Genomic DNA, 26,259 nt, shown 5'->3' on the forward strand with positions numbered 1-26,259 from the left:
GTCAGTGGGCGCGCTTGCCGGGCTTCACCGCGCGCAGCGCCTTCGAGCGCAGCCGCCAGGGCATGGCGACGGACTCGAGCTGGACCGCCAGGTTCATCTTCGACTCCCCGGCGGCACGGTCCTCGAAGTGGATCGGCACCTCCATGACGGTGAAGCCGTCCCGCAGCGCGCGGTACTTCATCTCGACCTGGAAGCTGTAGCCGGCGCTGTCGAGGGAGGCGAGGTCGATGGCGCGCAGCGCCTGCGCGCTCCAGAGGTTGAAGCCGCCGGTGATGTCGCGGACGCGGGTGCCGAGGATGCCGCTGGCGTAGGCGTTGGCCCAGCGCGAGAGCAGCTTGCGGTGGGTGGCCCAGGCGTCGGAGAGCGTGCCGCCCGGCACGTACCGGCTGCCGACGACGACGTCCGCGCCGGTGGCCAGGGCGACGCCGAGCATCTCGGCGATCCGGTCGGCGGGATGGCTGCCGTCGGCGTCCATCTGCAGGACGTAGGCGGCGCCCTCGCTGACGGCCCGGTCCATTCCGGCGGCGTAGGCGCGGCCGAGGCCGTCCTTGGCGGTGCGGTGCAGGACGCCCATGCGGGTGCGGCCGAGTTCGTTGTACTTCTCGGCCAGCTGTTCGGCGATGGTTCCGGTGCCGTCGGGACTGTCGTCGTCGACGACCAGCAGGCTCAGGCCCGGCAGCGGCAGGGCCATCAGCGCCTCGGCCATGGTGGGCAGGTTCTGCGCCTCGTTGTAGGTCGGCATCACCACGGTCAGGGGAGTGCGGCCCCATTCCGCGGGGAGCGGTGTCGCGGGGGCGGTGCGGTGGTGAACGCTCATGGGCAGCGGTTCCTTGTCGGTACGACCGGCGGAGAGGACCACGACCGGTCGAGGGCGGGCGGGAGCGGGGGTCACACGGCGGAGAAGCGGATGGCGGCGTCAGGGATGGCCGTGCCGCACCAGATGCGCGCCCCCTCACGCAGTTCATTGTCCGCGCCGATCCGGGAGTGATCGCCGATCACCGCGCCGTCGAGCACGGTCCGCGGGCCCACCCGGGCGCGGCTTCCGACCATGGAGGCGCGCACGCGCGCGTCCGCCTCGATACGGGCGCCGTCGAGGACGACGGACCCCTGGACGTCGGCTCCGGCCGCGATGTGGGCGCCGGATCCCACGACGGTGCCGCCGCCGATCCGGGCGCCGGGCTCGATGCGGGCGCCGGGCAGCACGAGGTGTTCGCCGGGCTCCCCGGGGACGGCCGGAGAGCGGACGACGCCGCGCACGAGGTCGGCGGAGGCCTGGACGAAGGAGGCGGGGCGGCCGACGTCCAGCCAGTACGAGGCGTCGACCACGCCGTGCAGCAGCGCGCCGTCGGCGAGCAGGCCGGGGAAGGTCTCCCGTTCGACGGAGACCGGGCGGTCGCCGGGGATGGCGTCGATCACCTCGCGCCGGAAGGCGTAGCAGCCGGCGTTGATCTGGTCGGTGACGATCTCCTCGGGCCGCTGCGGCTTCTCGGTGAAGGCGAGGACCCGGCCGTCGGCGTCGGTGGGCACGAGCCCGTAGGCGCCGGGGGACGCCACCCGCGTCAGGTGGAGGGTGACGTCGGCCTGCGCCCGTTCGTGGCGCAGGAGCAGGCCGCGGATGTCGAGGCCGGTGAGGATGTCGCCGTTGAGGACCAGGACGGGGTCGCGGGGGCCGGAGGTCAGCGCGCGGGCCGCGTGGCGGATGGCGCCGCCGGTGCCCAGGGGCTCGTCCTCGGTGACATAGGTGAGCCGCAGGCCGTGGGCGGAGCCGTCGCCGAAGTAGGGCTCGAAGACCTCGGCGAGGTAGGAGGTGGCGAGCACGACGTGGTCGACCCCGGCGGCTCTCGCGCGGGCCAGCTGGTGGGCCAGGAAGGGCACTCCCGCCGCCGGGACCATGGGCTTGGGCGTGTTGATGGTGAGCGGCTGGAGCCGAGTGCCCTTGCCGCCGACGAGCAGTACCGCCTCTGTCATGCCAGTTCCTCGCCCGTTGTGGTCGCCTCATCGCAGTGCGTCATTTTTTGCGGCAATTTACACTACAATCGGTTGTCTGCGTGAAATGTCCGCTAGGCGTGGCGACCGTATCGGGAGAAGCCCTTGCGACCGACACCATCGAGAGGGACGAGAGGGAGAGCGGCGAGAGGGACACGCACGCGTGGCCGCGGCCGCCTGCTGGCGCTCGTTCACGAGTTCGCGAAGTTCGGCACGGTGGGCGGCCTGGGGATCTTCGTCAACCTCGGAGTCTTCAACGTCTGCCGGGGGGCCACCGGACTGCCGGTGGTGCGCTGCAGCGTGATCGCGACCACCGTGGCCATCGCCTTCAACTACCTCGGCCTGCGCTACTTCACCTACCGGGACCGCGACAAGAGCCACCGCAGCAGAGAGGTCTTCCTCTTCGCCGCCTTCAGCGGCGTCGGGCTGGTCATCGAGAACGGCATCCTCTACGCCGCCACCTACGGCTTCGGATGGGCGAGCCCCTTCCTCAGCAACGTCTTCAAGTTCGTCGGCATCGCCACGGCCACGCTGTTCCGCTTCTGGTCCTACCGCGCCTGGGTGTTCCGCGCCCTGCCCGGCCACGTCCCGCGGCGGGCGTCCGGGCACGACGGCGCGGCCGGCGACGGTCACGGCGAGCCGTCGAACAGCACGAGCAAACCGGCCGCGTACCAACCCGAGACCACCGCACCTCCACCGTAGAGACAGCACCGCACCCCAAGCGGAACACGCGCGAGCGGCCTGGCCACCAACAGCAGCAGAACCGGCAGGAACGGCAGCATGAAACGTGGCTTCGAGAACTGCGAGCCCGGCGTCCCCATCATCAGCAGCCAGGCCGCGGCGACCAGCGCGGCCAGCTGCCACGGCACGCTCCGGTCCAGCGCCAGGGCCAGCGCCCCCACGGCCGTCAGCAGCACCACCGCCACCACGGCCACATGCCGTACGTCCTCGGCCTGTCCGTCGCGGTGGAGGAAGACCTCCCACAGGAACCCGACCGTGCCCACGCCGAAGTCGAAGGACTGACCCCAGGCCCGCTCCGCCTCGAACCAGCCGTCCCAGCGGCCCACCCTGCTGCCCAGGAACAGCCACCCGGCCACCAGCCCCAGCGGCGCCAGCGCCAGCGCCACCCACGGCCGCCAGCCGTCCCGGCCCCGCAGCACCGCCCAGCCCGCCGCCAGCGCCAGCGTCGCGATGAGGACCGTGGCCGTGGGTCTGACGGCGCCGGCCAGCGCGCACAGCACGCCGGCCGTCAGCCAGCGGGCCGCCAGCAGGGCCACCAGGGCCCACACCAGCAGCGCGCTGAAGACCGCCTCCGAGTACGGCACCCACAGCGCGAAGGCGTACGGCGAGCAGGACCACAGCGCCACGCACGCGTACCCGGCGCCCGCGCCGCCCCCGGCCGCCCGCACGAGCGCGAACACCCCGGCCGCGGCCGCCGCGGCGGCGCACCAGGAGACGAGCACGCCCGCGTACGCGTAGGGAAGCGCGGTCAGCAGGTGCGCGGCGCGGATGAGGGCCGGCACGAGCGGGAAGAAGGCGAGCCGGCTGTACGCGGGCGTCCCGTCGGAGCGGTAGGCGATGGCGCTGGGGTATCCGCGCTCGGCGACGCGCAGATAGTGGCCGCTGTCCCAGCGGTACAGCACCCAGCGCACCCCGTGCCCGAGGTGGTGGCTCACCAGCAGCAGCACGGCGAAGCCGACGGCCGCCACGGCCAGATGGAGGGCCACCGCGACGGCCGTCTCACGACGGGCGGGGAGGGATACGAGCCGTGACGGGCGGGAAACGAGCCGTGGAACGACTGCCATCCGTCTCTCTTAGCATGCGAAAGGGGCGACTCCGGGGGTTTTCCCCGGAGCCGCCCCTTTCATACCGATGCGGAGGTCGTGCCTCAGCCGTGGGTGCGCAGCAGCGTGCGCATCGTGCGCATCGCCACCGACAGGTTGGCCAGGTCGAAGGCGTCCGAGCCGCGGATCTCGTCCAGCGTCGTGCGCGCCCGGGTCAGGATCGCGGCGTTGCGCTCCTCCCACTCCCCGAACCGCTCCTCCGGGGTGGAGGCGCCGTTGCCGGCCGACAGGACCTCGGCGGTGAGCGCCGAGTGGGCGGCGTAGAGGTCCTCACGGATGGAGGCACGGGCCATGGACTGCCAGCGGTCGGACCGCGGCAGCTCGATGATCCGGTCCATCAGCTGGGTGATGTGCAGCCGGTCGGCCAGGTCGTAGTAGACCTCGGCCACGTCCAGCGGCTGCTTGCCCGAACGGTCGGCGGTGGCGACGATGTCGAGCGCCGGGAAGGCGGACGAGAATCCGGCGACCTTGACCGCCAGCTCGTCGGGCACCTCGGCGGCGACGAGCTCGTCGTGGATGGACTGCCACCACTCCATGTCGGCGCCGCGCAGCAGCTTGGGCAGCTCGGCCCAGACCGCGTTCACGCCGTCGCGGAAGAACTCGATGGTCTCCGCCAGCTGCAGCGGCTGCGGCCGGTTGTTGAGCAGCCAGCGCGTGCCGCGCTCGACCAGACGGCGCGAGTGCAGCCGCACACGGGTCTGGACGTCGGCGGCGACCTCGTTGTCCAGCGACTCGACGGCGTCCCACACGGCGTTGAGACCGAAGATCTCGCGGGCCGCGGTCTGCGCCCGGACGATCTCCTCCAGCGAGGCCCCGGTCTCCTCCCGCAGGCGGTGCAGGAAGGTCGAACCACCGGTGTTGACGGTGTCGTTCACCAGGACGGTGGTGATGATCTCGCGGCGCAGCGCGTGGCTGTCGATCTGCTCGCCGAACGACTGGCGCAGCGCCTGCGGGAAGTAGGCGTAGAGCAGTCGCTGCAGGTACGGGTCGTCGGGCAGCTCGGTGGTGAGCAGCTCCTCGGCCGCGGTGATCTTGATGTAGGCGAGGAGGACGGCCAGCTCGGGCTGGGTCAGCCCGCGGCCGGTCGACAGCCGCTCACGGATCTGCCGGTCGCTGGGCAGGAACTCCAGCGCGCGGTCCAGGTGGCCGTCGCGGGTGAGCCTGCGCATGACCCGCTGGTGGGCGTGGAGCAGGCTGGGGGCCTGGGCCACGGCGTTGGCCAGGGCGACGTTCTGCGCGTAGTTGTTGCGCAGCACCAGCTCGCCGACCTCGTCGGTCATCTCCGCCAGCAGCTTGTTGCGCTGCTTGACGGTCATGTCGCCGTCGATGACGAGGGCGTTGAGCAGGATCTTGATGTTCACCTCGTGGTCGGAGGTGTCCACGCCGGCGCTGTTGTCGATGGCGTCCGTGTTGATCCTGCCGCCGGTGGACTCCGGTCCGCCGGTCAGCGCGAACTCGATGCGGCCGAGCTGGGTCAGGCCCAGGTTGCCGCCCTCGCCGACGACCTTGACCCGCAGGTCCTGGCCGTCGACGCGGATGGCGTCGTTGGCCTTGTCGCCCACGTCGGCGTGCGACTCGGTGGACGCCTTGACGTACGTGCCGATGCCGCCGTTCCACAGCAGGTCGACCGGCGAGCTGAGGATGGTCTTCATCAGCTCGGCGGGGGTCATCTTGGTGACGCCCGGCTCGATGCCCAGGGCCTTGCGCACATGGGCGTTGACCGGGATCGACTTGGCCGTGCGCGGGTGGATGCCACCGCCCTGCGACAGCAGGGAGGTGTCGTAGTCGGCCCAGGACGAGCGCGGCAGCTCGAACAGACGGCGGCGCTCGGCGTAGGAGACGGCCGCGTCCGGGGTCGGGTCGAGGAAGATGTGCCGGTGGTCGAAGGCGGCGACCAGGCGGATGTGCTCGGAGAGCAGCATGCCGTTGCCGAACACGTCACCGGACATGTCACCGACGCCGACGACCGTGAAGTCCTCGGTCTGGGTGTTGTGGCCCAGCTCGCGGAAGTGGCGCTTGACCGACTCCCAGGCACCGCGGGCGGTGATGCCCATGCCCTTGTGGTCGTAGCCGGCCGAGCCGCCGGAGGCGAAGGCGTCGCCCAGCCAGAAGCCGTAGGACTCGGCGACCTCGTTGGCGATGTCGGAGAAGGTCGCGGTGCCCTTGTCGGCGGCGACGACGAGGTAGGTGTCGTCCTCGTCGTGGCGGACGACGTCCTTGGGCGGCACGACCTCGCCGCCGACCATGTTGTCGGTGATGTCGAGCAGGCCGGAGATGAAGGTCTTGTACGAGGCGATGCCCTCGGCCAGCCACGCGTCACGGTCGACCGACGGGTCCGGCAGCTGCTTGCCGACGAAGCCGCCCTTGGCGCCGACGGGCACGATGACGGTGTTCTTCACCATCTGCGCCTTGACCAGGCCCAGGACCTCGGTGCGGAAGTCCTCGCGCCGGTCGGACCAGCGCAGACCGCCGCGGGCGACCTTGCCGAAGCGCAGGTGCACGCCCTCGACGCGCGGGGAGTAGACCCAGATCTCGAAGGCCGGGCGGGGCGCCGGCAGGTCCGGGATGGCCTGCGGGTCGAGCTTGATCGACAGGTACGGGCGCGGGGCGCCGTCGGCGTCGCGCTGGAAGTGGTTGGTGCGCAGCGTGGCCTTGATGACGGTCAGGAAGGAGCGCAGGATGCGGTCCTCGTCCAGGCTCGCGACCTGGTCGAGAGCGCCGTCCAGCTCCTCCTCCATCCCGTCGATGAGCTCGTTGCCGGCGCGCTGGAGGGCCGGGGACATCCGGGCCTCGAAGAGGTTGACCAGCAGGCGCGTGGTGTGGACGTTGTTGCTGAGGGTGTCCTCCATGTACGCCTGGCTGAAGGTCGTACCGGCCTGCCGCAGGTACTTGGCGTACGCCCGGAGCACCATCGCCTGACGCCAGTCGAGGCCGGCCCGCAGCACGAGGTTGTTGAAGTTGTCGTTCTCCGCGGCGCCGGTCCACACGGCCGCGAAGGCCTCCTGGAAGCGGGTGCGCGCGTCGTCGCCCACGATGTTGTCGGGCAGCCGCAGCCCGAAGTCGTAGATCCAGGCGGTGGTCCGGTCCGAGCAGCGCAGCTCGTACGGGCGCTCGTCGACGACCTCGACGCCCAGGCGGTGCAGCACCGGCAGGACGGCGGAGAGCGAGACCGGCTCACCCGTGCGGTAGATCTTGAAGCGGCGCTCGCCCGGCTTCGCGCCGACCGGCTCGTACAGGCTCAGCTCGAAGTCGCGGTCGCCGCCGGCCGCGGTCAGCTTCTCCAGGTGACCGAGGTCGGAGACGGCGCCACGGGGGCTGTGGTCGGCCTTGTAGCCCTCGGGGAAGGCCTGGCCGTAGGTGCGCAGCAGCTCGGCGGCGCGCTCCTCGCCGACCTCGGCGGTCAGCGTCTCGGCGAAGCCGTCGGCCCAGGAGCGGGCGGCCTCCACCAGGCGCTGCTCGATGCGGTCCACGTCGGCGTCGGTGAGGTCGGGCAGGGTGGCACCGGGCTCGACGCGGACGACGAAGTGCAGGCGGGAGAGGACCGACTCGGTGTTCCAGGCGGTGAAGTCGACGCTGGAGCCGCCGAGCTCCTCCTTGAGGATGTCGATCAGGCGCAGCCGGACGCCGGTGGTGTAGCGGTCGCGCGGCAGGTAGACCAGGGCGGAGTAGTAGCGCCCGTACTCGTCGCGGCGCAGGTACGACCGCAGCCGGCGGCGCTCCTGCAGGTAGAGCACGCTGGTGGCGATGGACCGCAGCTGGTCGGTGTCCGTCTGGAACAGCTCGTCACGCGGGTAGGTCTCCAGGATCTGGAGCAGGTCGCGGCCGTCGTGGCTGTCGGGGCGGAAGCCGGCGTCGTCCAGGACCTGGGCGACCTTGCGGCGGATGACCGGGACGCGGCGCACGGACTCGGTGTACGCGGCGGAGGAGAACAGGCCCAGGAAGCGGCGCTCGCCGGTGACGTTGCCCGCGGCGTCGAACTTCTTGACCCCGACGTAGTCGAGGTAGGAGGGGCGGTGGACGGTGGCGCGGCTGTTGGCCTTGGTCAGCACCAGCAGCTTGTGCTCGCGGGCCTTGGCGCGGGCGTCCGCCGGGAGCCGGCTGAAGGAGGGCGAGGAGGGGCGCGAGAGCGGCGCGTGGTGGCCGTCGTGGTGCCCGTCGGGGGTGTGGGAGGGGTCGGAGCGCAGGATGCCCAGTCCGGTGCCGGGAACGGCCGTCAGGACGTCCTCCTCGCCGCCGCTGGTGGCGACCTTGGTCAGGTCGTACTCGCGGTAGCCGAGGAAGGTGAAGTGATCGGCGGCGAGCCAGCGCAGCAGCTCACGGGCCTCGTCGAGCTCGGTGCCGGGGATGTCGTTCGTCGGCTCGTCGGCGAGGCCGTCGGCGATGCGCAGGGCGGCGTCGCGCATCTTGCCCCAGTCCTCGACGGTCTCGCGGACGTCGTTGAGGACGCGCAGCAGGTCGGCGGCGATCTGCTTGAGGTCGTCGCGGTCGGTCTCGCGGTCGATCTCGACGTGGATCCAGGACTCGACGAGCGCGTCGTGCGGCGCCTCGGTGTCCGAGTCCGTGCCGTGGGCGTCGCAGGCGGAGCCGAGGACCTCGAGCAGGCGGCCGGTCACGTCGCGGCGCACGATCACCTGCGGGTGGATGACGACGTGGATGCCGCGGTTCTGCCGGGAGAGCTCGTTGGTGACGGAGTCGACCAGGAAGGGCATGTCGTCGGTGACGACCTCGACCACGGAGTGGCTGGACGTCCAGCCGTTCTCCTCCACGGTCGGGGTGTGGACGCGCACGTTCGCGGTGCCCTGCGGCCGCTGCTCGGCCAGGCGGTAGTGCGACATGGCCGCGCCGTAGATGTCGACCGGATCCCGTCCGGTGAGGTCCTCGGGCGCGGTGTGCAGGTAGTAACGCTGGAGGTAGGCGGTCATGGTCTCGTGGTCGACCCCGCCTTCACCCTGGGGTCCGCCCGGGCGTGGGCCCCCGGCCGATCCGGTTTCAGCGACGCGGGCCGCCCGCTCGAGCAAATCGGCCTTGGCTTCGTCCAGCTTGGTCTGCATGTCCTCTGGCTCCTGTCGCGCGCCGTTGCGAGACATAGGTGGTGATGGCTTCACGCCGTGACCCGGAGTCTCCGGTCGTCTTCGACGTTATGCCGGGATGAGGGGTGACCGGGACGTTCTCGATGAAGTTCGTGTGAAGCGCCCGGTTCCGGGGACCAGCGGCGGCCCGGGAGCGGTGGCATCCCGGGCGCAGGACAGAGGCGACGTCGCCCCTGCTGGATATCGCGCTGATCACCTGGTAAGGCTATCGCTCTTCCCCCCGAAAACGTCACGAGCCGCTTTCGTACAAATCCGGGGCCAGAACTTTGACGCTCTGGACAGCGACGACTCAGCCGACGAGGCGCTCGGCCTCCGCGACGGCCTCCGCCAGACTGTCCACAACCGGGACGCCGGCCTCCGCCAAACTCTCGCGACTGTGCGAACCGCCCGTGTACAGCACGGCGTGCGCGCCGACGTGGGCCGCCGCCACGGCGTCGTCCACCGCGTCGCCGATGACCACCGTGCGGCGGGCGCTCACCCCGTCCAGGCCGGCTATGTGGCGGGCCATGTGCTCCGCCTTGCTGCCGCCGGACGGGCCCGTGCGTCCGTCCACTCGGATGAACCGGCGCTCGATGCCGAAGCCGCGCACCAGCGGCAGCAGGTCGTCGTGCCCGTACATCGACATGATCGACTGTGTGCCGCCCGCCTCCTGCCAGCTCCGCAGCAGCGACTCGGCCCCGTCCGCGAGCGCGCAACGTATGAGGTGGTCCCGGTAGTACCGCTGGAAGACCAGGTCCATGTGGTCCCACTCGGCCGGGGTGGGAAGGCGGCCCATCAGCCGCTCGTAGAAGCGCGGGATCGGCACGCAGTACAGCTCGCGGTAGCGCGCGAGGGTGATGGGCTCCAGGCCGATCTCGGCGAAGGCGGCGTTGCTCGCCGATATCACCGCGTCGATGTCGTGGAAGAGCGTGCCGTTCCAGTCCCAGACGAGGTGCGCCGGCCCGTCCCCGTTCACGGGCTTCACGGTCTTCACGGCGCTCCCGGCCTCTGCAGCGCTTCCAGCGTCTTCTACGTTGTGCGTCCCCATGCCCAGACGGTACCCGGGGGCTGTGACAACGCCCCGGACCGGTGTCAGATCAGGTTCGGGATCTCCTGCACGCCGAACCACATCAGGTCGTGGTCGTCGGCGCCGTCCACCGTGAACTGCGCGTCGTCGTCGCCCCGGTCCGCCGCGCCCAGGGCGGCGGCAGCGGCGGTCACGTCCTCCTCCGCGTCGTCGGAGTCGACGTGCACGGCCGCCGCCTTCCGCAGCGGCACCGGCTCGGCCAGCCGCACCCAGCCGAGCGCCGACTGGTCCAGGCCCCGCTCGGGGTCGATGGTCACGGCGCCGTCCGGCACGTCCACGGCGACGACCACCCGGCGGCGCGGGGCCCGCGGGTCGGCGGCCAGCCGGCGCAGCGAGCCCTGGGCGGCGCGGCCGAGGGCCGCGTACTCCAGCTCCTCGATGTCCTCCGAGACGTACCACTCGCGCAGGGCGGGGGTGACGGCGTAGGCGTCCAGCGGCGCCGGGCCCAGCTCGCCCGCCTTGTGCGCCTCGGCGAGGCCGGGGAGGGTCAGGGGGACGTAGACGCGCATGACCGCCGCTTTCCTGGGTGACTGAGGGCTTACGAACAGTGCTGCCAGCATACGGGCGCGAGTCCCCCTTCGAAGTGCCGGTCACCCCCCACGGTCCGGCCCGTCGGTCACCGGGGTTCCCGGCCGCGCCCGCGCGACACGGCCCGCCTCCCCCGGATAGGTGAACCCCGCCCGCCTCGGCCCTGCCCGCGCCGCGTCCTTGCCGCCCCTCCGAAGGCGCCGATAGAAGATCCACGACGACCTACCGCCCGGTACGACGCACCGGGCCCGGGCACCGCGGGGGCGAGAGATGCACAGGACGAAGAGCGGCCTCAGGAACGCGCCGCCACGCCGGCCGGACACCCGGCGTACGGACACCCGGCGCCCGGCCGACGGGCCCGCCGCCCGCCGCCGCGAACGCGAGCGGCACCCCCGCTACTGGTTCGCCGAGCGCCTGCTGCTCACCCTCAGCGGGCAGCGCCCGGTGCACTGGATGCTCGGCTACGCCCTCGGCCCGGCCTACGACCAGCTGACCGAGCTGGCGCCCGGCGCGCCCCTGCGCCCCGAGCCGCCGGGCGGCGTCACCCCGGTCGTACGCCGCTGCGACGAGTTCAGGCCCCGGCCCGGGGTGATCGAGGCGTACGCGCGGATCGCCTCCGGCGACCGGCTCCAGGCGCTGGCCTTCCGGCTCGAGCACTGCCCCGACCTGCGCTGGCGGTGCTCGGCCGTCGAGCTGGGCGGGGCGCGGCGGCCATGACACGCGGCAGCGCGGCCATGACGCGGTCCGCCGCGGGCGGGAGGGGGAGAACGCCGGAGGGGCGGGACACCCGTGGTGTCCCGCCCCTCCGCGCCCGCCTGTGCGGACTACTTCTTGCGACGGCGGCCGCCACCGCCACCGCTGCGCTGCGCCTTGCGGCGCTCGGCGCGGGTCAGGCCGTCCGCCTCGGAGCGGTACTCACCCGGCTCGTCGTTGGCGAAGTCGCCCTCGACCACGCCGCCCTCGCCGTCCACGGTGGGGGCGGAGAAGTGCAGCCGGTCGGGCCGCTGCGGGGCGGCGAGGCCCTTCGCGCGGATCTCGGGACGGGCGGCGGGCACGGTGTCCTGGACCTTCTCCAGCGACGGCCGCTCGGCCTCGTCGACCGGGACCTCCTCCAGCTGCTGGTCGACCTGGACCTCCAGGTTGAACAGGTAGCCGACGGACTCCTCCTTGATGCCCTCCATCATGGCGGTGAACATGTCGAAGCCCTCGCGCTGGTACTCCACGAGCGGGTCCTTCTGGGCCATGGCCCGCAGGCCGATGCCCTCCTGGAGGTAGTCCATCTCGTAGAGGTGCTCGCGCCACTTGCGGTCCAGGACGGACAGCACGACGCGGCGCTCGAGCTCGCGCATGATGTCGGAGCCCAGCTGCTCCTCGCGGGCCGCGTACTGCTCGCCGATGTCGTCCTTGACGGACTCGGCGATGAACTCGGCGGTGATGCCCGCGCGGTCGCCGGCGGCGTCCTCGAGCTCCTCGATGGTCACGCGCACGGGGTAGAGCTGCTTGAAGGCGCTCCACAGCCGCTCGAGGTCCCACTCCTCCGCGAAGCCCTCGACGGTCTCCTGGCGGATGTAGTCGTCGATGGTGTCGTCCATGAAGTGCGTGACCTGCTCCCGCAGGTCCTCGCCCTCCAGGACGCGGCGGCGCTCGCCGTAGATGACCTCGCGCTGGCGGTTGAGCACCTCGTCGTACTTCAGGACGTTCTTACGCGTCTCGAAGTTCTGCTGCTCGACCTGGGACTGGGCGGAGGCGATGGCGCGGGTGACCATCTTGTTCTCGATCGGCACGTCGTCGGGGACGTTGGCCATGGCCATCACGCGCTCGACCATCTGGGCCTTGAACAGGCGCATCAGGTCGTCGCCCAGCGACAGGTAGAAGCGGGACTCGCCGGGGTCGCCCTGACGGCCGGAGCGGCCGCGCAGCTGGTTGTCGATGCGGCGGGACTCGTGGCGCTCGGTGCCCAGGACGTACAGGCCGCCCAGCGACTTGACCTCCTCGAACTCCTCCTTGACCGCGGACTCGGCCTTCTTGAGGGCGTCGGGCAGCGCCGCCGCCCACTCCTCGACGTGCTCGACCGGGTCCAGGCCGCGCTGGCGCAGCTCCGCCTCGGCGAGGTCGTCGGGGTTGCCGCCGAGCTTGATGTCGGTACCACGGCCGGCCATGTTGGTGGCGACCGTGACGGCGCCCTTGCGGCCGGCCTGGGCGACGATCGACGCCTCGCGCTCGTGGTGCTTGGCGTTGAGCACCTCGTGCGGGATGCCGCGCTTGGCGAGCTGCTGCGAGAGGTACTCGGACTTCTCGACCGAGGTGGTGCCGACCAGGATCGGCTGGCCCTTCTCGTGCTTCTCGGCGATGTCCTCGACGACGGCGGCGAACTTCGCGACCTCGGTGCGGTAGATCAGGTCCGACTGGTCCATGCGCTGCATGGGCCGGTTCGTCGGGATCGGCACCACGCCGAGCTTGTAGATCTGGTGGAACTCGGCGGCCTCGGTCATGGCCGTACCGGTCATGCCGGACAGCTTGCCGTAGAGGCGGAAGAAGTTCTGCAGGGTGATCGTGGCGAGCGTCTGGTTCTCGTCCTTGATGTCCACCCCTTCCTTCGCCTCGATCGCCTGGTGCATGCCCTCGTTGTAGCGGCGGCCGGCGAGGATACGGCCGGTGTGCTCGTCGACGATCATGACTTCGCCGTCCATGACGACGTAGTCCTTGTCCTTCTTGAACAGTTCCTTCGCCTTGATGGCGTTGTTCAGATAGCCGACGAGCGGGGTGTTGACCGACTCGTAGAGGTTGTCGATGCCCAGCCAGTCCTCGACCTTGGCGACGCCGGCCTCGTGGATGGCGACCGTGCGCTTCTTCTCGTCGACCTCGTAGTCGCCGGTCTCCTCGATGCCCTTCTGCGGGTTGGCGGGCTCCCCCTTGGTCAGCCGGGTGACCAGCTTGGCGAAGTCGCCGTACCACTTGGTGGCCTGGTCGGCCGGGCCGGAGATGATCAGCGGCGTACGGGCCTCGTCGACCAGGATGGAGTCGACCTCGTCGACGACCGCGAAGTTGTGGCCGCGCTGGACCAGCTCGTCCTGCGACCAGGCCATGTTGTCGCGCAGGTAGTCGAAGCCGAACTCGTTGTTCGTGCCGTACGTGATGTCGCAGTTGTATTGTTCGCGACGCTGCGCCGGGGTCATGTTGGCGAGGATGCAGCCCACCGACAGGCCGAGGAACTTGTGCACCCGGCCCATCAACTCGGAGTCGCGCTCCGCGAGGTAGTCGTTCACCGTGATCAGGTGGACGCCCTTGCCGGACAGGGCGTTCAGGTACGCGGGAAGGGTACCGACGAGGGTCTTGCCCTCACCGGTCTTCATCTCCGCCACGTATCCCAGGTGCAGGGCGGCACCGCCCATGAGCTGCACGTCGTAGTGACGCTGACCGAGGACGCGCTTGGCGGCCTCGCGGACGGTCGCGAAGGCCTCGGGCAGCAGGTCGTCCAGGCTCTCACCGTCGGCGTACCGCTGCTTGTACTCCTCGGTCAGGCCACGCAGCTCGGCGTCGGAGAGGTTGAGGAAGTCCTCTTCGATGGAATTGACCTGGTCCGCGATGCGGTGCAGCTTGCGCAGGATCTTGCCTTCTCCTGCACGCATGATCTTGCCGAAGACGGACACGTAGGCTGGCTCCTTGCCGGTCGGGCCTGGGCACGGTGGGGTGCGCGGGCACGACGGGACAGTCCCCGCCGCAACGGCCATCGTAAGCGAGGACCCCGCCGCGCCGGGAGGTCCGTCGCCACCCAGGCCGGGTGTCACCCGCAGGGAGAACGAACGGCGCTCCCGGAAGGTGCCGGGCACCGATATTCGGACGCCGTTCCGCGGGCTCCTCTCCGCACTCCGGTCTCTACACTCCGGCCATGGAGCCCATACAGCTGACCACCGAACGGCTCGTGCTGCGCCCCTTCGCCCCCGCCGACGTGCCCGCGGTGCACTCCGCCTGCCAGGACCCGGACATTCCGCGCTACACCCACGTGCCCTCCCCCTACTCGCTCCAGGACGCCCGCGCCTTCGTCGAGGAGATGTCCCCGAACGGATGGCGCGACGACTCCATGTACAACTTCGGGCTCTTCGACCGCGACGACGGCTGCCTCGTCGGCTCCATGGGCCTGCACCGGCTCGCCGAGCTGCGCACCCCCGAGCGGCAGGCGGAGCTCGGCTACTGGACCGCCAAGGAGGCCCGCGGCCGCGGCTACACCGTCGAGGCGGCACGCGAGGTGATCCGCTGGGCCTTCGAGGGCCTCGGCGTCGAGCGCCTGGAGTGGTACGCGGAGGCCGGGAACGAGGGCTCGCGCCGCGTCGCACTGAAGGCGGGCTTCCGGATGGAGGGGATCCGGCGCGCGAAGATCCACCACAACGGCACCCGCCGCGACGCCTGGACCGGATCCCTGCTCCCCTCCGACCTCGGGATGCCGTCGCCCACGCCCTACCTGCCCTTTCCCGAGCGCGGCTGATCTTCCCGGCGGCGATGTCAGTGGCCGGCTCTAGGGTGACCGGTATGACGACCGCCGCCACCCCCAACGGCCGTACGAGCACCGCCCGTACGCCCGCGACGCCCCGGCCCGAGGCCGAACTGTCCGCCGACGAGGCCCGGCGGCTGGCGCTGCGCGCCCAGGGCCTGCTCGGCGCGCCCGACCGGCGCGCGGCGACGCGCGGAGTGCTGCGCCGGCTGGGCGCGGTCCAGCTGGACACGATCTCGGTGCTGGCGCGTTCCCACGAGCTGGTGCCGTACGCGCGCCTGGGCGCGGTCGGGCGGGAGGCGATCGAGGAGGCGTACTGGTCCGGTGACCACGCCTTCGAGTACTGGTCGCACGCGGCGTGCATCCTGCCTGTCGAGGAGTGGCCGCTCTTCGCCTTCCGGCGCCGTGCCCTGCGGGCGCGCGGCCACCGCTGGCACGTGATGCAGGACTCCGAGCGCTCGTGCGCGGCCGTCCGCGCCCGCCTCGAGGCCGACGGGCCCCTGACGGCGGCGGAATTGGGCGGCGCGCGCAACGGCGGCGAGTGGTGGGACTGGTCCGAGACCAAGATCGCGGTGGAGTGGCTGCTCGACACCGGTGAGGTGGTGTGCACGCGCCGGCGCGGCTGGAAGCGGGTGTACGACCTGGCCCGGCGCGCGGTGCCGGACGCGCTCTTCCACGACGACCTCGACGACGCCGAGTGCACCCGGCGCCTGGTCGCGCAGGCCGGCGCGGCGATGGGCGTGGCGACGCGGGCGGACCTGGCCGACTACCACCGACTCAAGGGCGAGCAGGTGGACGCGGTCATCGAGGGCACGGGCCTGGTCCCGGTCGCGGTGGCGGGGTGGTCCAAGCCGGCCTGGGCGGACCCGGCGGCGCTGGCCGACGACGCCCGGGGGCGGCACCGCACGACCCTGCTGTCGCCGTTCGACTCCCTGATCTGGGACCGGCCGCGCACGGAACGGATATTCGGCTTCACGCACCGGCTGGAGGCGTACGTGCCCAAGGCGAAGCGGGTGCACGGCTACTTCGCGATGCCCCTGCTGACGGGCGGCCGGCTGGCCGGGCGGGTGGACCCGGCGCGCGAGGGGCGGACGCTGGTGGCCCGGCAGGTCTCCCTCGAGGGGCCCCGGGCCGTGGAGCCCATGGCCCGGGCGCTGCGGGAGGCCGCGGAGTGGGTGGGCTGCGACGCCGTGCGCGTCGAGCGCTGCGACGACGCCCGCCTGGCCGCGGCGCTGGTCTCGGCCCTCGGCTGACGGAACGGGCCCGGGGCCGCCGACGGAACGGGCCCGGGGGCACCGGAATCACGGACCGCCGGGCTCCGGTGACCGGGCTCCGGTGACCGGTCACCGGATCTCGAGGATCTTCTCCCGCATCGCGTAGACCACGGCCTCCATCCTGGAGTGCAGCTGCAGCTTCTCCAGGATGTTGCGGACGTGGTTCTTGACGGTGTTCTCGCTGATGAACAACTCCTTGGCGATGTCGCGGTTGTTCATCCCCGTCGCCACGAGCTTGAGCACCTCCAGCTCGCGGTCGGTGAGCCGGGGCGCCGGCACCAGCCGTCGCTCGTCGGTGCGCTGGATCATCGACTTGAACTCGGTCAGCAGCTTGGACGCCATCGAGGGGCTGATCTGGGACTGCCCGTCCGCCACCGCGCGGATGGCCGTCGCCACCTCGTCCGTGGAGATCTCCTTGAGGAGATAGCCGGTCGCCCCGGCCTTGATGGCGTCGTAGAGGTCGGCCTCCTCGTCGCTGATCGTCAGCATGATGATCTTCGCGCTGGGGGCCACCTCCTTGATGGAGGTGCAGGCCTCGATCCCGCCGCGCTTGGGCATGCGGACGTCCATCAGCACGATGTCGGGCAGCAGGTCGGCCGCCTTGTCCACCGCCTCCGCGCCGTCCCCGGCCTCCCCCACGACCAGGATGTCCTCCTCGTGCGCGAGGACGATCTCCAGTCCCCGGCGGAAGAGGGCGTGGTCGTCCACGACCAGAACCCGGATCGGCTCCGCCCGGGCGGCCCCCCGGTCCGCGTGGGCGCCCCCGTCGTCGTCCTCACCGGGCCCGGTCACGAGTCCGAACCTGTCCGCCATCGTTCCTCCCCCTGAAGGCCATGGCCCCTCGCGGTTGCACAGTCTGCGCCGCCCCAACCGGTTTCGGAGGACCGGAGGTTGGCCCCTCATGATTCCATGCCGGGCCGCCGGGCAGTGCTCTTCGCGGTCGCACGGCGGTGCCCCGGGGGCGCACCGGCGCTCCTGGGGCACCTTCAACGGGTTCAACGGCTCACACGGGCCACGGCCGCCGATCGCGGCCGTGGCCGCGCGCTTCAGCCTCCGAGTGCTCCGCCCGAGCCGCCGGGCTCCGCCTCGAAGAGCGGGTCGGCGTTGAGGCGGATGACGCCGTAGTCGTAGGCGTGTCGCCGGTAGACGACGCTGGGCAGCTTGGACTCGGAGTCGACGAACAGATAGAAGTCGTGGCCGACCAACTCCATTTCGTAGAGCGCCTGGTCGAGCGTCATCGGGGCTGCGGAGTGGGTCTTCTCGCGGACCACCAGCGGCCCTTCGCCCTGGACCTCCAGCGAACCCATGTGTGTGACGGGCACCCCGCCCGTCTGCTGCTCCGAAGCCAGCTGACCGCTGTCGTTGAGTTCCGCGGCGCCGATGACGGCCGCCGCGACGTTGCTCGCCGGGATGCGTCCGTTGCCCCGGCGGTCGTGGCGCTTGTCGTGCTCCTTGCGCAGTCGCGCCTCGAGCTTGTTGGTTGCCAGATCGAGCGCGGCGTAGGGATCCGTCGCCGCGGCCTCCGCCCGGATCACCGGTCCACGGGAGATCACCGTGATCTCCACCCGGTCCGACCGGTCTGCCTGCCTGGGGTTGGGCTCCTTGGACACCTCCACGTCGAGGCGAATCACCTTGCCGTCCAGCTTCTGGACCTTGTCCAGCTTCAGCTTCTCGGCCACGTGCTTGCGAAACCGCTCGGGCACCTCTGTCTTGCGGCCCTTGACGACGATGTCCACGCAGAACTCCGTTCCCGGATCGCCCCGCCGAAGGTTGCGGAGCGCATCCCTCTTGCAACAGGCTCCGGGGATCTCCGGAGCCACCGACTAGGCGGTTTCCACCTCCTCCTCCCCCGTCGACAAGATCTACACCCCCTGGCTTCGAGCCCCTTCGTGCTTGTCTCAAGCTTCATCGAAGGCGTACGAAACGCGCCAATCGGAGATATGAGGCATAGCTCCTGCCATTCCTCACAACCGAACATATCTCGCCGGGAAGCCCGTCGGTACCCCCTACCGCGACGTACCTCCATTCAGGTGTTTTCCCGCCGTTTCCCTCAGGAACGAAGGGCCTTCTCCGTCAGTTCCGGTGGTTTTCGAAAGCACGCGGGGAAGCCGCGACCACGGCGGCACCCACGACGCGGCCGCCCGCCGCGGACACCGCCCGCGTCGCCTCCGCCAGAGAGGCCCCGGTCGTCATCAGGTCGTCCACCACCATCACCTGCTTTCCCTGCAGCCACAGGCGTCCCACTCGTTCTGTTACCCCCATTGCCCCCGCCACATTCGCCCTGCGGTGCGGGGCGTCCAGCCCCGTCTGATCCGCGACCGGCCGCCGCAGCCGCAGCACCGCCGCCACCCGGGCCGGTATCCCGGCGCCGCGCAGCCCGCGCGCCGCCGCGAGAGCGATCCGGCGCCCGGCGTCATGCCCCCGCCCGGCCACCGCCCTCCGCGTGGAAGGCACCGGTACGAGCAGCAGAGGGCCACTCCCGCCCCGTACGTCCCTCGCCGCACCAGACCGTCGCACCCCCATGACCGCGCCCGCCAGCGCGGCGCCCAGCGGCTCCGCCAGTCCCATCGCTCCACGCTCCTTGTGCGCCAGCAGCACATGCCGCACCGCGTCCGCGTACGGCGCGGCCGCCTGCACGGACGGCAGCCCCGGCGGCACCGGATCCGGCAGCACCCGGCGCGCCCGCCCGCCGCAGAGCCGTATCCGGCACTCCTCGCACAGCACGACCCGGGACCGCCCGCAACCCGCGCACACCGGCGGCAGCACCAGGCCCGCGATCTCCCGCCACCATCCGCGCATGCCTCTACTGTCCCGCCGCGGCGGCAGCCCCGCCACCCCTGTGGAAAACCATGAAAACCGGGCCCCGAGCAGCACAAACGCCGGCGCCTCAGCCAGGGAGCGTTCTCACCCCGGCCAGGCCCTCACCCCGGGCCGGCCAGGCCGTCACCCCGGATAGACCGGGGCCGAGCCTTCCTTGCCCACCAGCTTCCAGTTCGACTCCGGAAGCAGCCGGAAGATGCCGCCGTCGCCCTCGGCGACCAGCGCCTGCGCCTTGCCGGGCGTCTCCGACGCGGCGATGCCGCGCACCACGGTGATGCCGGGCAGCCCCGAACCGTTCGGCTGGGATCCGTCGGTCTCGACGTACTGCAGCTGCTGCGGGCCGCCCTGCTCCCTGCCCGCCACCAGCAGCCGGCTCGCGCCCGCCCACGACACCGCGACGACGTCCTCGAGTCGCGGGGCCACGGAACGCAACTCCTGCACCGACAGGCTCGGCCGTCCCACGCTCCCCCGGCGCTCGACCCTGCCGAGCTTGAGGACCGTATGGTCCCCCTTCGTCACCAACAGTGCGATCCGGACGCCGTCCGCCGCGACCCGCACCCCGCTGATCCGCCCGCCGTCCAGCCCGGGCACCTGGACCTCCTCGGGCGCGCCCGTGCCCGCCGCCAGCCGCAGCAGCCGCGGCCGGTCCGGGTCCTGGTCCGCGAACCACAGGTCGCCCAGTCCGTCCCAGCTCGGAGCGGTCAGCCCCGTCCTCGCGGTGCCGCCACTGTGCACGGTCACCCGGGCCTCGCCGAGCGGCGCGCCGCCCTGCAGGGGAGCGACGAACAGCGACTGACCGTTGGCGGACACCCCGGCGGCGCGGCGCTGGTGGCGGTCCACCGCGACCGACCGCAGCTGGGCCGCCCCGTCCGTACCGAACGGTCCCGCCACCCGGCGCGCCTCGTGGTCGGTGTCGGCCAGGCTCACCATCCGGTGCTGGCCGTCGACGAAGTACTGCCGGTCCGGACGCCCGGAGGTCTGGTCCGACGCGTACTCCTTGGCCTGCTCCCGGCCGAGCGTGCACAGCCGCGAGCCGTCCTTGCGCTGCAGCGTCACATCGGTGACCTTGGCCGACTCCTGAACGGTGTACAGCAGCTGCGCGGCCATGCGCCGGCACTGCTCCTGGTCGGCGCCGGCCGCCCGGTCGTTCAGCCGCACCTTCAGGGCGTTCGAATCGTCCAGGGACAGCCGCGGCCCGACCAGGCGCGTACCGGTCGGGAAGGCCGTCCCGGCGACCGGGTCCAGCCAGTTCGTGGGCCCGTCCAGCAGCGCCTTGACCCCGGAGGTCACCGGGTCTATCCGCTTGCGCAGGTACACCGGGTCCGCGACGAGCACGCCCCGGGTGCTGTCCGCGCCGCCCCCGTCCGGGCCCAGCTCGGCGAAGTAGTACTTATTGACCGACCGGTAGATGCGCTGGAAGTCCGAGACCCCCAGCACCAGCCCGGCGTCCAGCGTGTCGATGCGCCACTCGCCGTCCTCGCGCGCCATGTGCAAGGTCGTCGTGAACTGCCGTTCGTCCGGCTTGTACGCGTGCTTGGCGTCCACCCGCGCGATCTGCTTGCCGGTCAGGGTGACGGTGTAGGACTGCTCGCGGTCGCTCCCGCGGCGCTCGACGCGCACCTGCGGCGTGCGGTCGAGCACGATGGTCGCCGCGGACGGATCCCACTGCCGCTTGACGTTCTTCGCCAGGTACATCCGGGCCGTCTCGTAGTCCGGGTCGTCGCTCGTCGTCGCCTCGAGGAAGCCCGCCACCAGTTCCTGGGGGTGCTCGTTCTTGTGCGGCGGCACGCCGTACACGCGCACCTGCGCGTCGGCGTCGGCACGCTGCGAGGAGTCGACCGGGCTCACCTCGCCGCTGCCGGGCATCGAGGCACAGCCGGCCAGCAGCATGCCGACGACCACCGGCACGCCGAATCCCGCCGCCCGGCGACCGCGTCCGCCGCCGGCGATCCGCCGGACCCTACGCCTGACCGTCACGGTCGCCTCCGGTCGTCCCTCGACCGCCGCCCCCGGACCCATGGCCCGCCCGGTCACCGTTCTTCTCGTTCCTGTCCCCGCCGAGCGTCCCGCCCGGACGCGGCACCACGCGTGCCCCGCTGCCCGGCAGGGCGGTCGGATCCGCCGTCGGGCGTACGTTCCTGGTCTGCGCCGGCACCGGCGCCTGCCTTCCCGGCAGCGCCTGCGGCACCCCCGCTTCGTTCAGCCCGCGGTTGCGCCGCGAGTCGTCCGGTTCCAGCGGGATCGGCGATCCGCGCAGCGTGTCGCCGGCCGTGCGCGGCAGGGTCAGCCGGAACTGCGAACCGCCGCCCGGCTCGCCCCAGGCCTGCAGCCAGCCGCCGTGCAGCCGCGCGTCCTCGACCGCGATCGACAGGCCCAGGCCGGTGCCGCCGGTCGTCCGCGCCCGCGCGGGGTCGGCCCGCCAGAAGCGGTTGAACACCCGCGTCGCCTCGCCGGGCTTGAGGCCGACGCCGTAGTCGCGCACCGCGACCGCCACGGCGCCGCCGGCCACGGCCAGCCGCACCACCACGTCCCGGCCCTCGCCGTGCTCCACGGCGTTGACCACGAGATTGCGCAGGATCCGCTCCAGGCGCCGGGCGTCCGCCTCGGCGATCACCGGCTGTTCGTCACCGCGTACGAGCAGCCTGCTGCCCTTGCGGTCCGCGAGCGGAAGGGCGGCGTCGATCACCCGGTTCACCACGTCGCGCAGGTCTATCGGCTCGGCCTCCAGGGCGGCCGCGCCCGCGTCGAACCGGCTGATCTCCAGCAGGTCCGCCAGCAGCGACTCGAAGCGGTCGAGCTGCCCGAAGAGCAGCTCCGCCGACCGCGCGGTCACCGGGTCGAAGCCGTCGCGCGCCTCGTGGATGACGTCCGCGGCCATCCGCACGGTCGTCAGCGGCGTCCGCAGCTCGTGCGAGACGTCCGAGACGAAGCGGCGCTGCATGCGCGACAGCTCCTCCAGCTGCTGGATCTTCACCTGGAGGTTCTGGGCCATCTTGTTGAAGGCTTCACCCAGACGCGCGATGTCGTCCTCGCCGGTGACCTTCATCCGTTCCTGCAGCACACCGGCGGCGAGCCGCTCGGAGATGCTCGCGGCCATCCGCACAGGCGTAACGATTTGCCGCACCACCAGCCACGCGATGGCGCCCAGCAGCACCACCACGAACACCCCGGCCGTCGTCAACGTGCCCTTGACCAGGCTCAGCGACTTCTCCTCCTGGGTGAAGGGGAAGAGGTAGTAGAGCTGGTACGGCTCGCCGTTGACGTCGTACATCCGCTTGCCGACGATCAGCGCCGGCTCGCCCTCGTCCGAGGCGCTGCGCTTGATCGTGCCGGGCTTCTCGAACGTGCCCGTACTCACGTCCAGCTGTCGGCGCAGATCCGCCGGCACGCTGCGCTCGGGGTCGATGTCCCCCGAAGCCCGCGGGCCGCGCGTACCGCCGACGCCCACGTACGAACCGCTGCCGTCGCCCGCGGCGCTGAGCGCCACCACGTGGTACACACCCTGGCCACCACTGGCCAGCTGCTGCACCAGGGCGGTCAGCCACGCACCGGAGTCGGGATTGCCCCGGCCGCCGGACTGCGAGCCGTCCTGGCCGCGTCCCTCGGCACCCGGGTCGGCGGCGTCCCTCGCCGCCTTGAAACCACCCTCGGCCTGGCTCTGCGAGGCGTGCCGCTTCGCGTCGAGGAGACCGTTGCGCACCTGCCCGATGACGACGATGCCCAGCAGCAGCACCACGCCGAGCGACATCAGCAGCGTGGTGGCGACCACCCGCAGCTGGATGTTGCGACGCCACAGCCGCATCGCGGGCAGCAGCGGACGCCGCACCCAGCGCACGTACAGACGCAGCAGCGGATGCACCGGCCCCGCGCCCGCGCCGTCCGACAGCAGCCTTCCGGCACGCCACAGACGGCGGAAGAACGATATGCCGCCGCCCGACGACGTGCCGACGGGCCGCCCCGTGTCCCGCTCCGGAGCGGCACCGTTGCCCGGCATGTCAGCTCGGCCCCGCCTTGTAGCCCACACCACGGACGGTCACCACGATCTCCGGCCGCTCGGGGTCCTTCTCGACCTTCGAGCGCAGCCGCTGTACGTGCACGTTCACCAGCCGCGTGTCGGCGGCGTGGCGGTAGCCCCAGACCTGCTCGAGCAGCACCTCGCGGGTGAACACCTGCCACGGCTTACGGGCCAGCGCCACCAGCAGGTCGAACTCCAGCGGCGTCAGCGCGATCGACTGCCCGTCGCGCTTCACCGAGTGCCCGGCCACGTCGATCACCAGATCGCCGATGGTCAGCTGCTCCGGCGCCGGCTCCTCCGACCTGCGCAGACGGGCCCGGATGCGGGCCACCAGCTCCTTCGGCTTGAACGGCTTGACGATGTAGTCGTCCGCGCCGGACTCCAGCCCGACCACCACATCGACGGTGTCGCTCTTCGCCGTCAACATCACGATCGGCACCCCGGACTCGGCCCGGATCAGTCTGCACACCTCAATGCCGTCACGGCCGGGCAGCATCAGATCGAGCAATACAAGATCGGGTTTGGCCTCTCGAAAAGCAGCGAGAGCCTTGTCGCCGTCCGCTACAAACGACGGCTCGAAACCCTCACCACGAAGCACAATTCCGAGCATCTCGGCCAGTGCTGTGTCGTCGTCGACGACAAGGACGCGTCCCTTCATATCGACATCATCCCATTACCCGATCGTGACCTGTCACACAGCTCCGCCAGACCCGCCTCCGTGACGGGTGAGAGAACGCCGTTTTCCGTGACAATCGCGGTCACCAACTCCGGCGGTGTGACATCAAACGCAGGATTGTAGGCCTGCGCACCCACCGGAGCGACGGGGACAGAAGCCGTCGTTCCCGTCGCGTCGGCCGCCGTCGGCAACTCCGTCACCTCGTGACCGGGCCGCTGCTCCACCTCGATCGCCGCGCCCTCCTGAGTACCGAGGTCGACGGTCGTGGTGGGAGCGACGACGACGAACGGCACATGGTGATAGCGGGCCAGCACGGCCAGCGGATAGCTGCCGACCTTGTTGGCCACCGAGCCGTCCGCGGCTATCCGGTCCGCGCCGATGAGCACCGCGTCCACCTCCCCCGCCGAGAACAGCGAGCCGGCCGCGTTGTCGGTGAGCAGCGTGTACGGCATGCCGGCCCGCCCCGCCTCGTACGCGGTCAGCCGGGCGCCCTGCAGCAGCGGCCGCGTCTCGTCCACCCACAGCCGCCGCAGCTCACCGGCCCGGTGCGCGGCCTTCGCCACCGCGAAGGCCGTGCCCTCGCCGCCGGAGACCAAAGCACCGGTGTTGCAGTGGGTGAGGATGCGATAGCCACCGCCGGGCAGCAGCTCCTGGAGCAGCGTGAGCCCGTGCGCCGCCATGTCCGCGCTCGCCTCGGCGTCCTCCCGATGCAGGGCGCGCGCCTCGGCGAGGGCCGCCTCCGCGGCCTTCTCCGGGCCCGCGCCGGACCGCAGGGCGAGGCGATGGGCCGCGAGGGCGCGACGCACGCCGTAGGCGAGGTTCACGGCGGTGGGACGCGCGTGGGCGAGCCTCTCGGCCGCCTCTTCCACGTCGAAGCCGCGTACGGCCGCCAGCGCGAGCCCGTACGCCCCGGCGACCCCCAGAAGAGGGGCGCCGCGCACGGCGAGGCCGCGTATCGCCTCGATCAGCGCGGGTACGTCGGTACAGATCAGCTCGGTCTCCTCGACGGGAAGCCGCCGCTGGTCCAGAAGGACGATCACGGGGCCTTCCGGCAGGTCCTCCCAGCGCAGCGCGGGGACGGCGGACGATCCGGAGCGGGACGCGGGTGCCGCGTGCTGATCAGCCATTAGTCCAGTCTGCCCCGCGCGCAGCAACTATTGAAGGCCACCTCCGCCCGGCTCCCTCTTACGAGGATCAGGAGCCCGGGGGCGCCGCCGGGGCCCGTGACACGATGGCCGACCGGTAAGGAATTCAGAAGGAGCTATGGAAATGAACGACTCTCCGGGCGGCACTCCGCCCGGCTGGGGCAGGGCCCGCGCCGACAGCGGCGGTGGCCAGGGCCAGGGACCCGGGGGATGGGGCCCTGGAGGCGGCTGGGGCGGCTGGGGCGGCTGGGGCGGCTTTCAGCAGCCTCAGGCGCCACAGCCGGGTGTGGTGCCGCTACGGCCGCTGAGCGTCGGCGAGATCCTGGACGGCGCGTTCAGCGCGGCGCGCAGGCACTGGAGGACGGCACTGGGTGTGTCCTTCGTCGTCGCGGCGTCCACCCAGGCCGTGGGCACGGTCGTGACGGGGCTGTGGCTCCGCGACCTGCCCGACGTGACGGACCTGGACGAGACCACGCCGGTACGGGAGTGGCTCGACGCCGCCGTGAAGGATCTGGGCGGGACGGCGGTCATGGCACTCGTCGGCCTCGTGGGCTCGGTCTTCGCCGCCGCGATGCTCACCTTCGTCGTGAGCCGCGCGGTCCTGGGCCGCCCCGTCACGGCTCGCGAGGCCTGGGCTCGCACCCGCCCCCACCTGGGGAGCATGGCCGGCCTGTTCTGCCTGATGCCCCTGCTGGTCGGGGGCGTCTTCGCGGCCGGCCTGCTGCCGGGCGGACTGATCGTCGCGAGCGGTGCGGAAGGTCCGGGGGTCCTGGCCCTCGCGGCCGGAGCGATCGCGGCCATCGTCCTGGCCGCCTGGCTCTGGGTCCGCTACAGCCTCGCCGCGCCGGCCCTCGTACTCGAAAAGCAGGGCGCCATCGCGAGTATGCGACGCTCGGCGAAACTGGTGCGGGGCTCGGGATGGCGCATCCTCGGAATACAGCTTCTCGCCACTCTCCTTGTATTCATGATCGGCACGGTGGTCCAGGTTCCGGCGACCATCATCGGACTGTTCACGAGCGTTGATCTTGAAAACCTCTCCGCCGGTTTCCAGGGCGGCTCCATGAGCTGGTCCTACTTGATCATCAGCGGCATCAGCGCGACCATTTCCTCGACCATCGCCCTGCCCATTACGTCCGGGGTGACGGCTCTTCTGTATATGGATCAGCGCATTCGTCGCGAGTCCTTGGACATCGAACTCGCGCGGGCCGACGCGGAGGGCGAGCAGTAGTAATTGACCTGATGGTCGTGTGGGGAAAGCGGAGCGCTTTCCCCACATACCTTCCCCACACGCCCCGGCCCCCGCCCCCCCGGGGAGGGGAGTTGGGG

19 protein-coding genes are annotated in these 26,259 nt (G+C 71.5%); 5 read left to right on the plus strand and 14 right to left on the minus strand.

All coding sequences use genetic code 11. The features are described 5' to 3' along the window. Position 1: 1 nt before the first annotated feature. Complete coding sequence (locus AB4K12_RS30740) at positions 2 to 817, minus strand: polyprenol monophosphomannose synthase (protein WP_368438032.1); 816 nt, start codon at positions 815 to 817, stop codon at positions 2 to 4. A gap of 71 nt (positions 818 to 888) precedes the next feature. After that, a complete protein-coding gene (locus AB4K12_RS30745) occupies positions 889 to 1,968 on the minus strand; it encodes a sugar phosphate nucleotidyltransferase (protein WP_368438033.1) in 1,080 nt (359 codons plus the stop codon). Positions 1,969 to 2,163: 195 nt separating this feature from the next. On the opposite strand from AB4K12_RS30745, the gene AB4K12_RS30750 reads away from it, so the two are divergent. After that, positions 2,164 to 2,688 carry a GtrA family protein gene (locus tag AB4K12_RS30750; RefSeq protein ID WP_368438063.1) on the plus strand — a complete coding sequence of 175 codons (525 nt, stop codon included), beginning with the start codon at positions 2,164 to 2,166 and terminating at the stop codon, positions 2,686 to 2,688. On the opposite strand, the gene AB4K12_RS30755 is transcribed toward AB4K12_RS30750, so the two are convergent. The 4 genes from AB4K12_RS30755 to AB4K12_RS30770 all read right to left on the minus strand — a co-directional run bounded on the left by AB4K12_RS30755 (position 2,616) and on the right by AB4K12_RS30770 (position 10,495). Continuing rightward, positions 2,616 to 3,791, minus strand: a complete 1,176-nt coding sequence (locus tag AB4K12_RS30755) for a hypothetical protein (protein ID WP_368438035.1) — start codon at positions 3,789 to 3,791, stop codon at positions 2,616 to 2,618. The genes AB4K12_RS30750 and AB4K12_RS30755 overlap by 73 nt on opposite strands. A gap of 83 nt (positions 3,792 to 3,874) precedes the next feature. After that, complete coding sequence (locus AB4K12_RS30760) at positions 3,875 to 8,881, minus strand: NAD-glutamate dehydrogenase (protein ID WP_368438037.1); 5,007 nt, start codon at positions 8,879 to 8,881, stop codon at positions 3,875 to 3,877. Between the two features lie 328 nt (positions 8,882 to 9,209). After that, the gene (locus AB4K12_RS30765) at positions 9,210 to 9,875 is read right to left on the minus strand and encodes an HAD family hydrolase (protein WP_368438039.1); all 666 of its coding nucleotides are present in this window, start codon (positions 9,873 to 9,875) and stop codon (positions 9,210 to 9,212) included. A 116-nt stretch (positions 9,876 to 9,991) separates the two neighbouring features. After that, positions 9,992 to 10,495 (minus strand): hypothetical protein, encoded by a 504-nt coding sequence (locus tag AB4K12_RS30770; protein ID WP_086574223.1) that lies wholly within the window; start codon positions 10,493 to 10,495, stop codon positions 9,992 to 9,994. A 289-nt stretch (positions 10,496 to 10,784) separates the two neighbouring features. Here AB4K12_RS30770 and AB4K12_RS30775 point away from each other — a divergent pair, with 289 nt between their 5' ends. Beyond that, complete coding sequence (locus AB4K12_RS30775; protein WP_368438041.1) at positions 10,785 to 11,231, plus strand: Rv3235 family protein; 447 nt, start codon at positions 10,785 to 10,787, stop codon at positions 11,229 to 11,231. A 107-nt stretch (positions 11,232 to 11,338) separates the two neighbouring features. Here the strand turns inward: AB4K12_RS30775 and secA are convergent, their stop codons facing one another. Further along, entirely contained in the window at positions 11,339 to 14,164 is a 2,826-nt protein-coding gene (secA, locus tag AB4K12_RS30780) for a preprotein translocase subunit SecA (protein WP_368438042.1), read from the minus strand. A gap of 239 nt (positions 14,165 to 14,403) precedes the next feature. On the opposite strand from secA, the gene AB4K12_RS30785 reads away from it, so the two are divergent. Next, on the plus strand, positions 14,404 to 14,997 hold the full coding sequence (locus AB4K12_RS30785; RefSeq protein ID WP_368438044.1) for a GNAT family N-acetyltransferase: 594 nt from the start codon (positions 14,404 to 14,406) through the stop codon (positions 14,995 to 14,997). 14 nt (positions 14,998 to 15,011) lie between these two features. Continuing rightward, a complete protein-coding gene (locus tag AB4K12_RS30790) occupies positions 15,012 to 16,256 on the plus strand; it encodes a winged helix-turn-helix domain-containing protein (RefSeq protein ID WP_368438046.1) in 1,245 nt (414 codons plus the stop codon). Positions 16,257 to 16,346: 90 nt separating this feature from the next. On the opposite strand, the gene AB4K12_RS30795 is transcribed toward AB4K12_RS30790, so the two are convergent. The 7 genes from AB4K12_RS30795 to mtnA form a co-directional block, all read right to left on the minus strand. Then, positions 16,347 to 17,090, minus strand: coding sequence for a response regulator (locus AB4K12_RS30795; RefSeq protein WP_368438048.1), 744 nt, complete (start codon positions 17,088 to 17,090; stop codon positions 16,347 to 16,349). A 233-nt stretch (positions 17,091 to 17,323) separates the two neighbouring features. Beyond that, the gene (gene raiA, locus AB4K12_RS30800; RefSeq protein WP_362262460.1) at positions 17,324 to 18,013 is read right to left on the minus strand and encodes a ribosome-associated translation inhibitor RaiA; all 690 of its coding nucleotides are present in this window, start codon (positions 18,011 to 18,013) and stop codon (positions 17,324 to 17,326) included. A gap of 337 nt (positions 18,014 to 18,350) precedes the next feature. Next, positions 18,351 to 19,076: a ComF family protein gene (locus AB4K12_RS30805; RefSeq protein WP_368438050.1), complete on the minus strand. Its 726-nt coding sequence runs from the start codon at positions 19,074 to 19,076 to the stop codon at positions 18,351 to 18,353. Between the two features lie 144 nt (positions 19,077 to 19,220). Further along, positions 19,221 to 21,074 carry an LpqB family beta-propeller domain-containing protein gene (locus AB4K12_RS30810; RefSeq protein WP_368438052.1) on the minus strand — a complete coding sequence of 618 codons (1,854 nt, stop codon included), beginning with the start codon at positions 21,072 to 21,074 and terminating at the stop codon, positions 19,221 to 19,223. Then, on the minus strand, positions 21,058 to 23,091 hold the full coding sequence (mtrB, locus tag AB4K12_RS30815; protein WP_368438054.1) for an MtrAB system histidine kinase MtrB: 2,034 nt from the start codon (positions 23,089 to 23,091) through the stop codon (positions 21,058 to 21,060). Before mtrB ends, AB4K12_RS30810 begins: the two co-directional genes overlap by 17 nt. A 1-nt stretch (position 23,092) precedes the next feature. After that, positions 23,093 to 23,770, minus strand: a complete 678-nt coding sequence (gene mtrA, locus AB4K12_RS30820) for a two-component system response regulator MtrA (protein WP_010356958.1) — start codon at positions 23,768 to 23,770, stop codon at positions 23,093 to 23,095. Continuing rightward, complete coding sequence (mtnA, locus tag AB4K12_RS30825) at positions 23,767 to 24,915, minus strand: S-methyl-5-thioribose-1-phosphate isomerase (RefSeq protein ID WP_368438058.1); 1,149 nt, start codon at positions 24,913 to 24,915, stop codon at positions 23,767 to 23,769. The genes mtrA and mtnA overlap by 4 nt, the downstream gene beginning before the upstream one ends. 142 nt (positions 24,916 to 25,057) lie before the next feature. Between mtnA and AB4K12_RS30830 the strand changes: the two genes are divergently transcribed. Next, a complete protein-coding gene (locus AB4K12_RS30830; RefSeq protein ID WP_368438059.1) occupies positions 25,058 to 26,161 on the plus strand; it encodes a glycerophosphoryl diester phosphodiesterase membrane domain-containing protein in 1,104 nt (367 codons plus the stop codon). The last annotated feature ends 98 nt before the right edge of the window (positions 26,162 to 26,259 follow it).

The organism is Streptomyces sp. C36 (assembly GCF_040932295.1).
Classification (GTDB): Bacteria; Actinomycetota; Actinomycetes; order Streptomycetales; family Streptomycetaceae; genus Streptomyces; species Streptomyces triculaminicus.

Coding starts and splice junctions, on each gene's coding strand:
- AB4K12_RS30740 (WP_368438032.1), bottom strand. CDS start 817: ATGAGCGTTCACCACCGCACCGCCCCCGCGACACCGCTCCCCGCGGAA.
- AB4K12_RS30745 (WP_368438033.1), bottom strand. CDS start 1,968: ATGACAGAGGCGGTACTGCTCGTCGGCGGCAAGGGCACTCGGCTCCAG.
- AB4K12_RS30755 (WP_368438035.1), bottom strand. CDS start 3,791: ATGGCAGTCGTTCCACGGCTCGTTTCCCGCCCGTCACGGCTCGTATCC.
- AB4K12_RS30760 (WP_368438037.1), bottom strand. CDS start 8,881: ATGCAGACCAAGCTGGACGAAGCCAAGGCCGATTTGCTCGAGCGGGCG.
- AB4K12_RS30770 (WP_086574223.1), bottom strand. CDS start 10,495: ATGCGCGTCTACGTCCCCCTGACCCTCCCCGGCCTCGCCGAGGCGCAC.
- AB4K12_RS30775 (WP_368438041.1), top strand. CDS start 10,785: ATGCACAGGACGAAGAGCGGCCTCAGGAACGCGCCGCCACGCCGGCCG.
- AB4K12_RS30785 (WP_368438044.1), top strand. CDS start 14,404: ATGGAGCCCATACAGCTGACCACCGAACGGCTCGTGCTGCGCCCCTTC.
- AB4K12_RS30790 (WP_368438046.1), top strand. CDS start 15,012: ATGTCAGTGGCCGGCTCTAGGGTGACCGGTATGACGACCGCCGCCACC.
- AB4K12_RS30795 (WP_368438048.1), bottom strand. CDS start 17,090: ATGGCGGACAGGTTCGGACTCGTGACCGGGCCCGGTGAGGACGACGAC.
- AB4K12_RS30805 (WP_368438050.1), bottom strand. CDS start 19,076: ATGCGCGGATGGTGGCGGGAGATCGCGGGCCTGGTGCTGCCGCCGGTG.
- mtrB (WP_368438054.1), bottom strand. CDS start 23,091: ATGCCGGGCAACGGTGCCGCTCCGGAGCGGGACACGGGGCGGCCCGTC.
- mtrA (WP_010356958.1), bottom strand. CDS start 23,770: ATGAAGGGACGCGTCCTTGTCGTCGACGACGACACAGCACTGGCCGAG.
- mtnA (WP_368438058.1), bottom strand. CDS start 24,915: ATGGCTGATCAGCACGCGGCACCCGCGTCCCGCTCCGGATCGTCCGCC.
- AB4K12_RS30830 (WP_368438059.1), top strand. CDS start 25,058: ATGAACGACTCTCCGGGCGGCACTCCGCCCGGCTGGGGCAGGGCCCGC.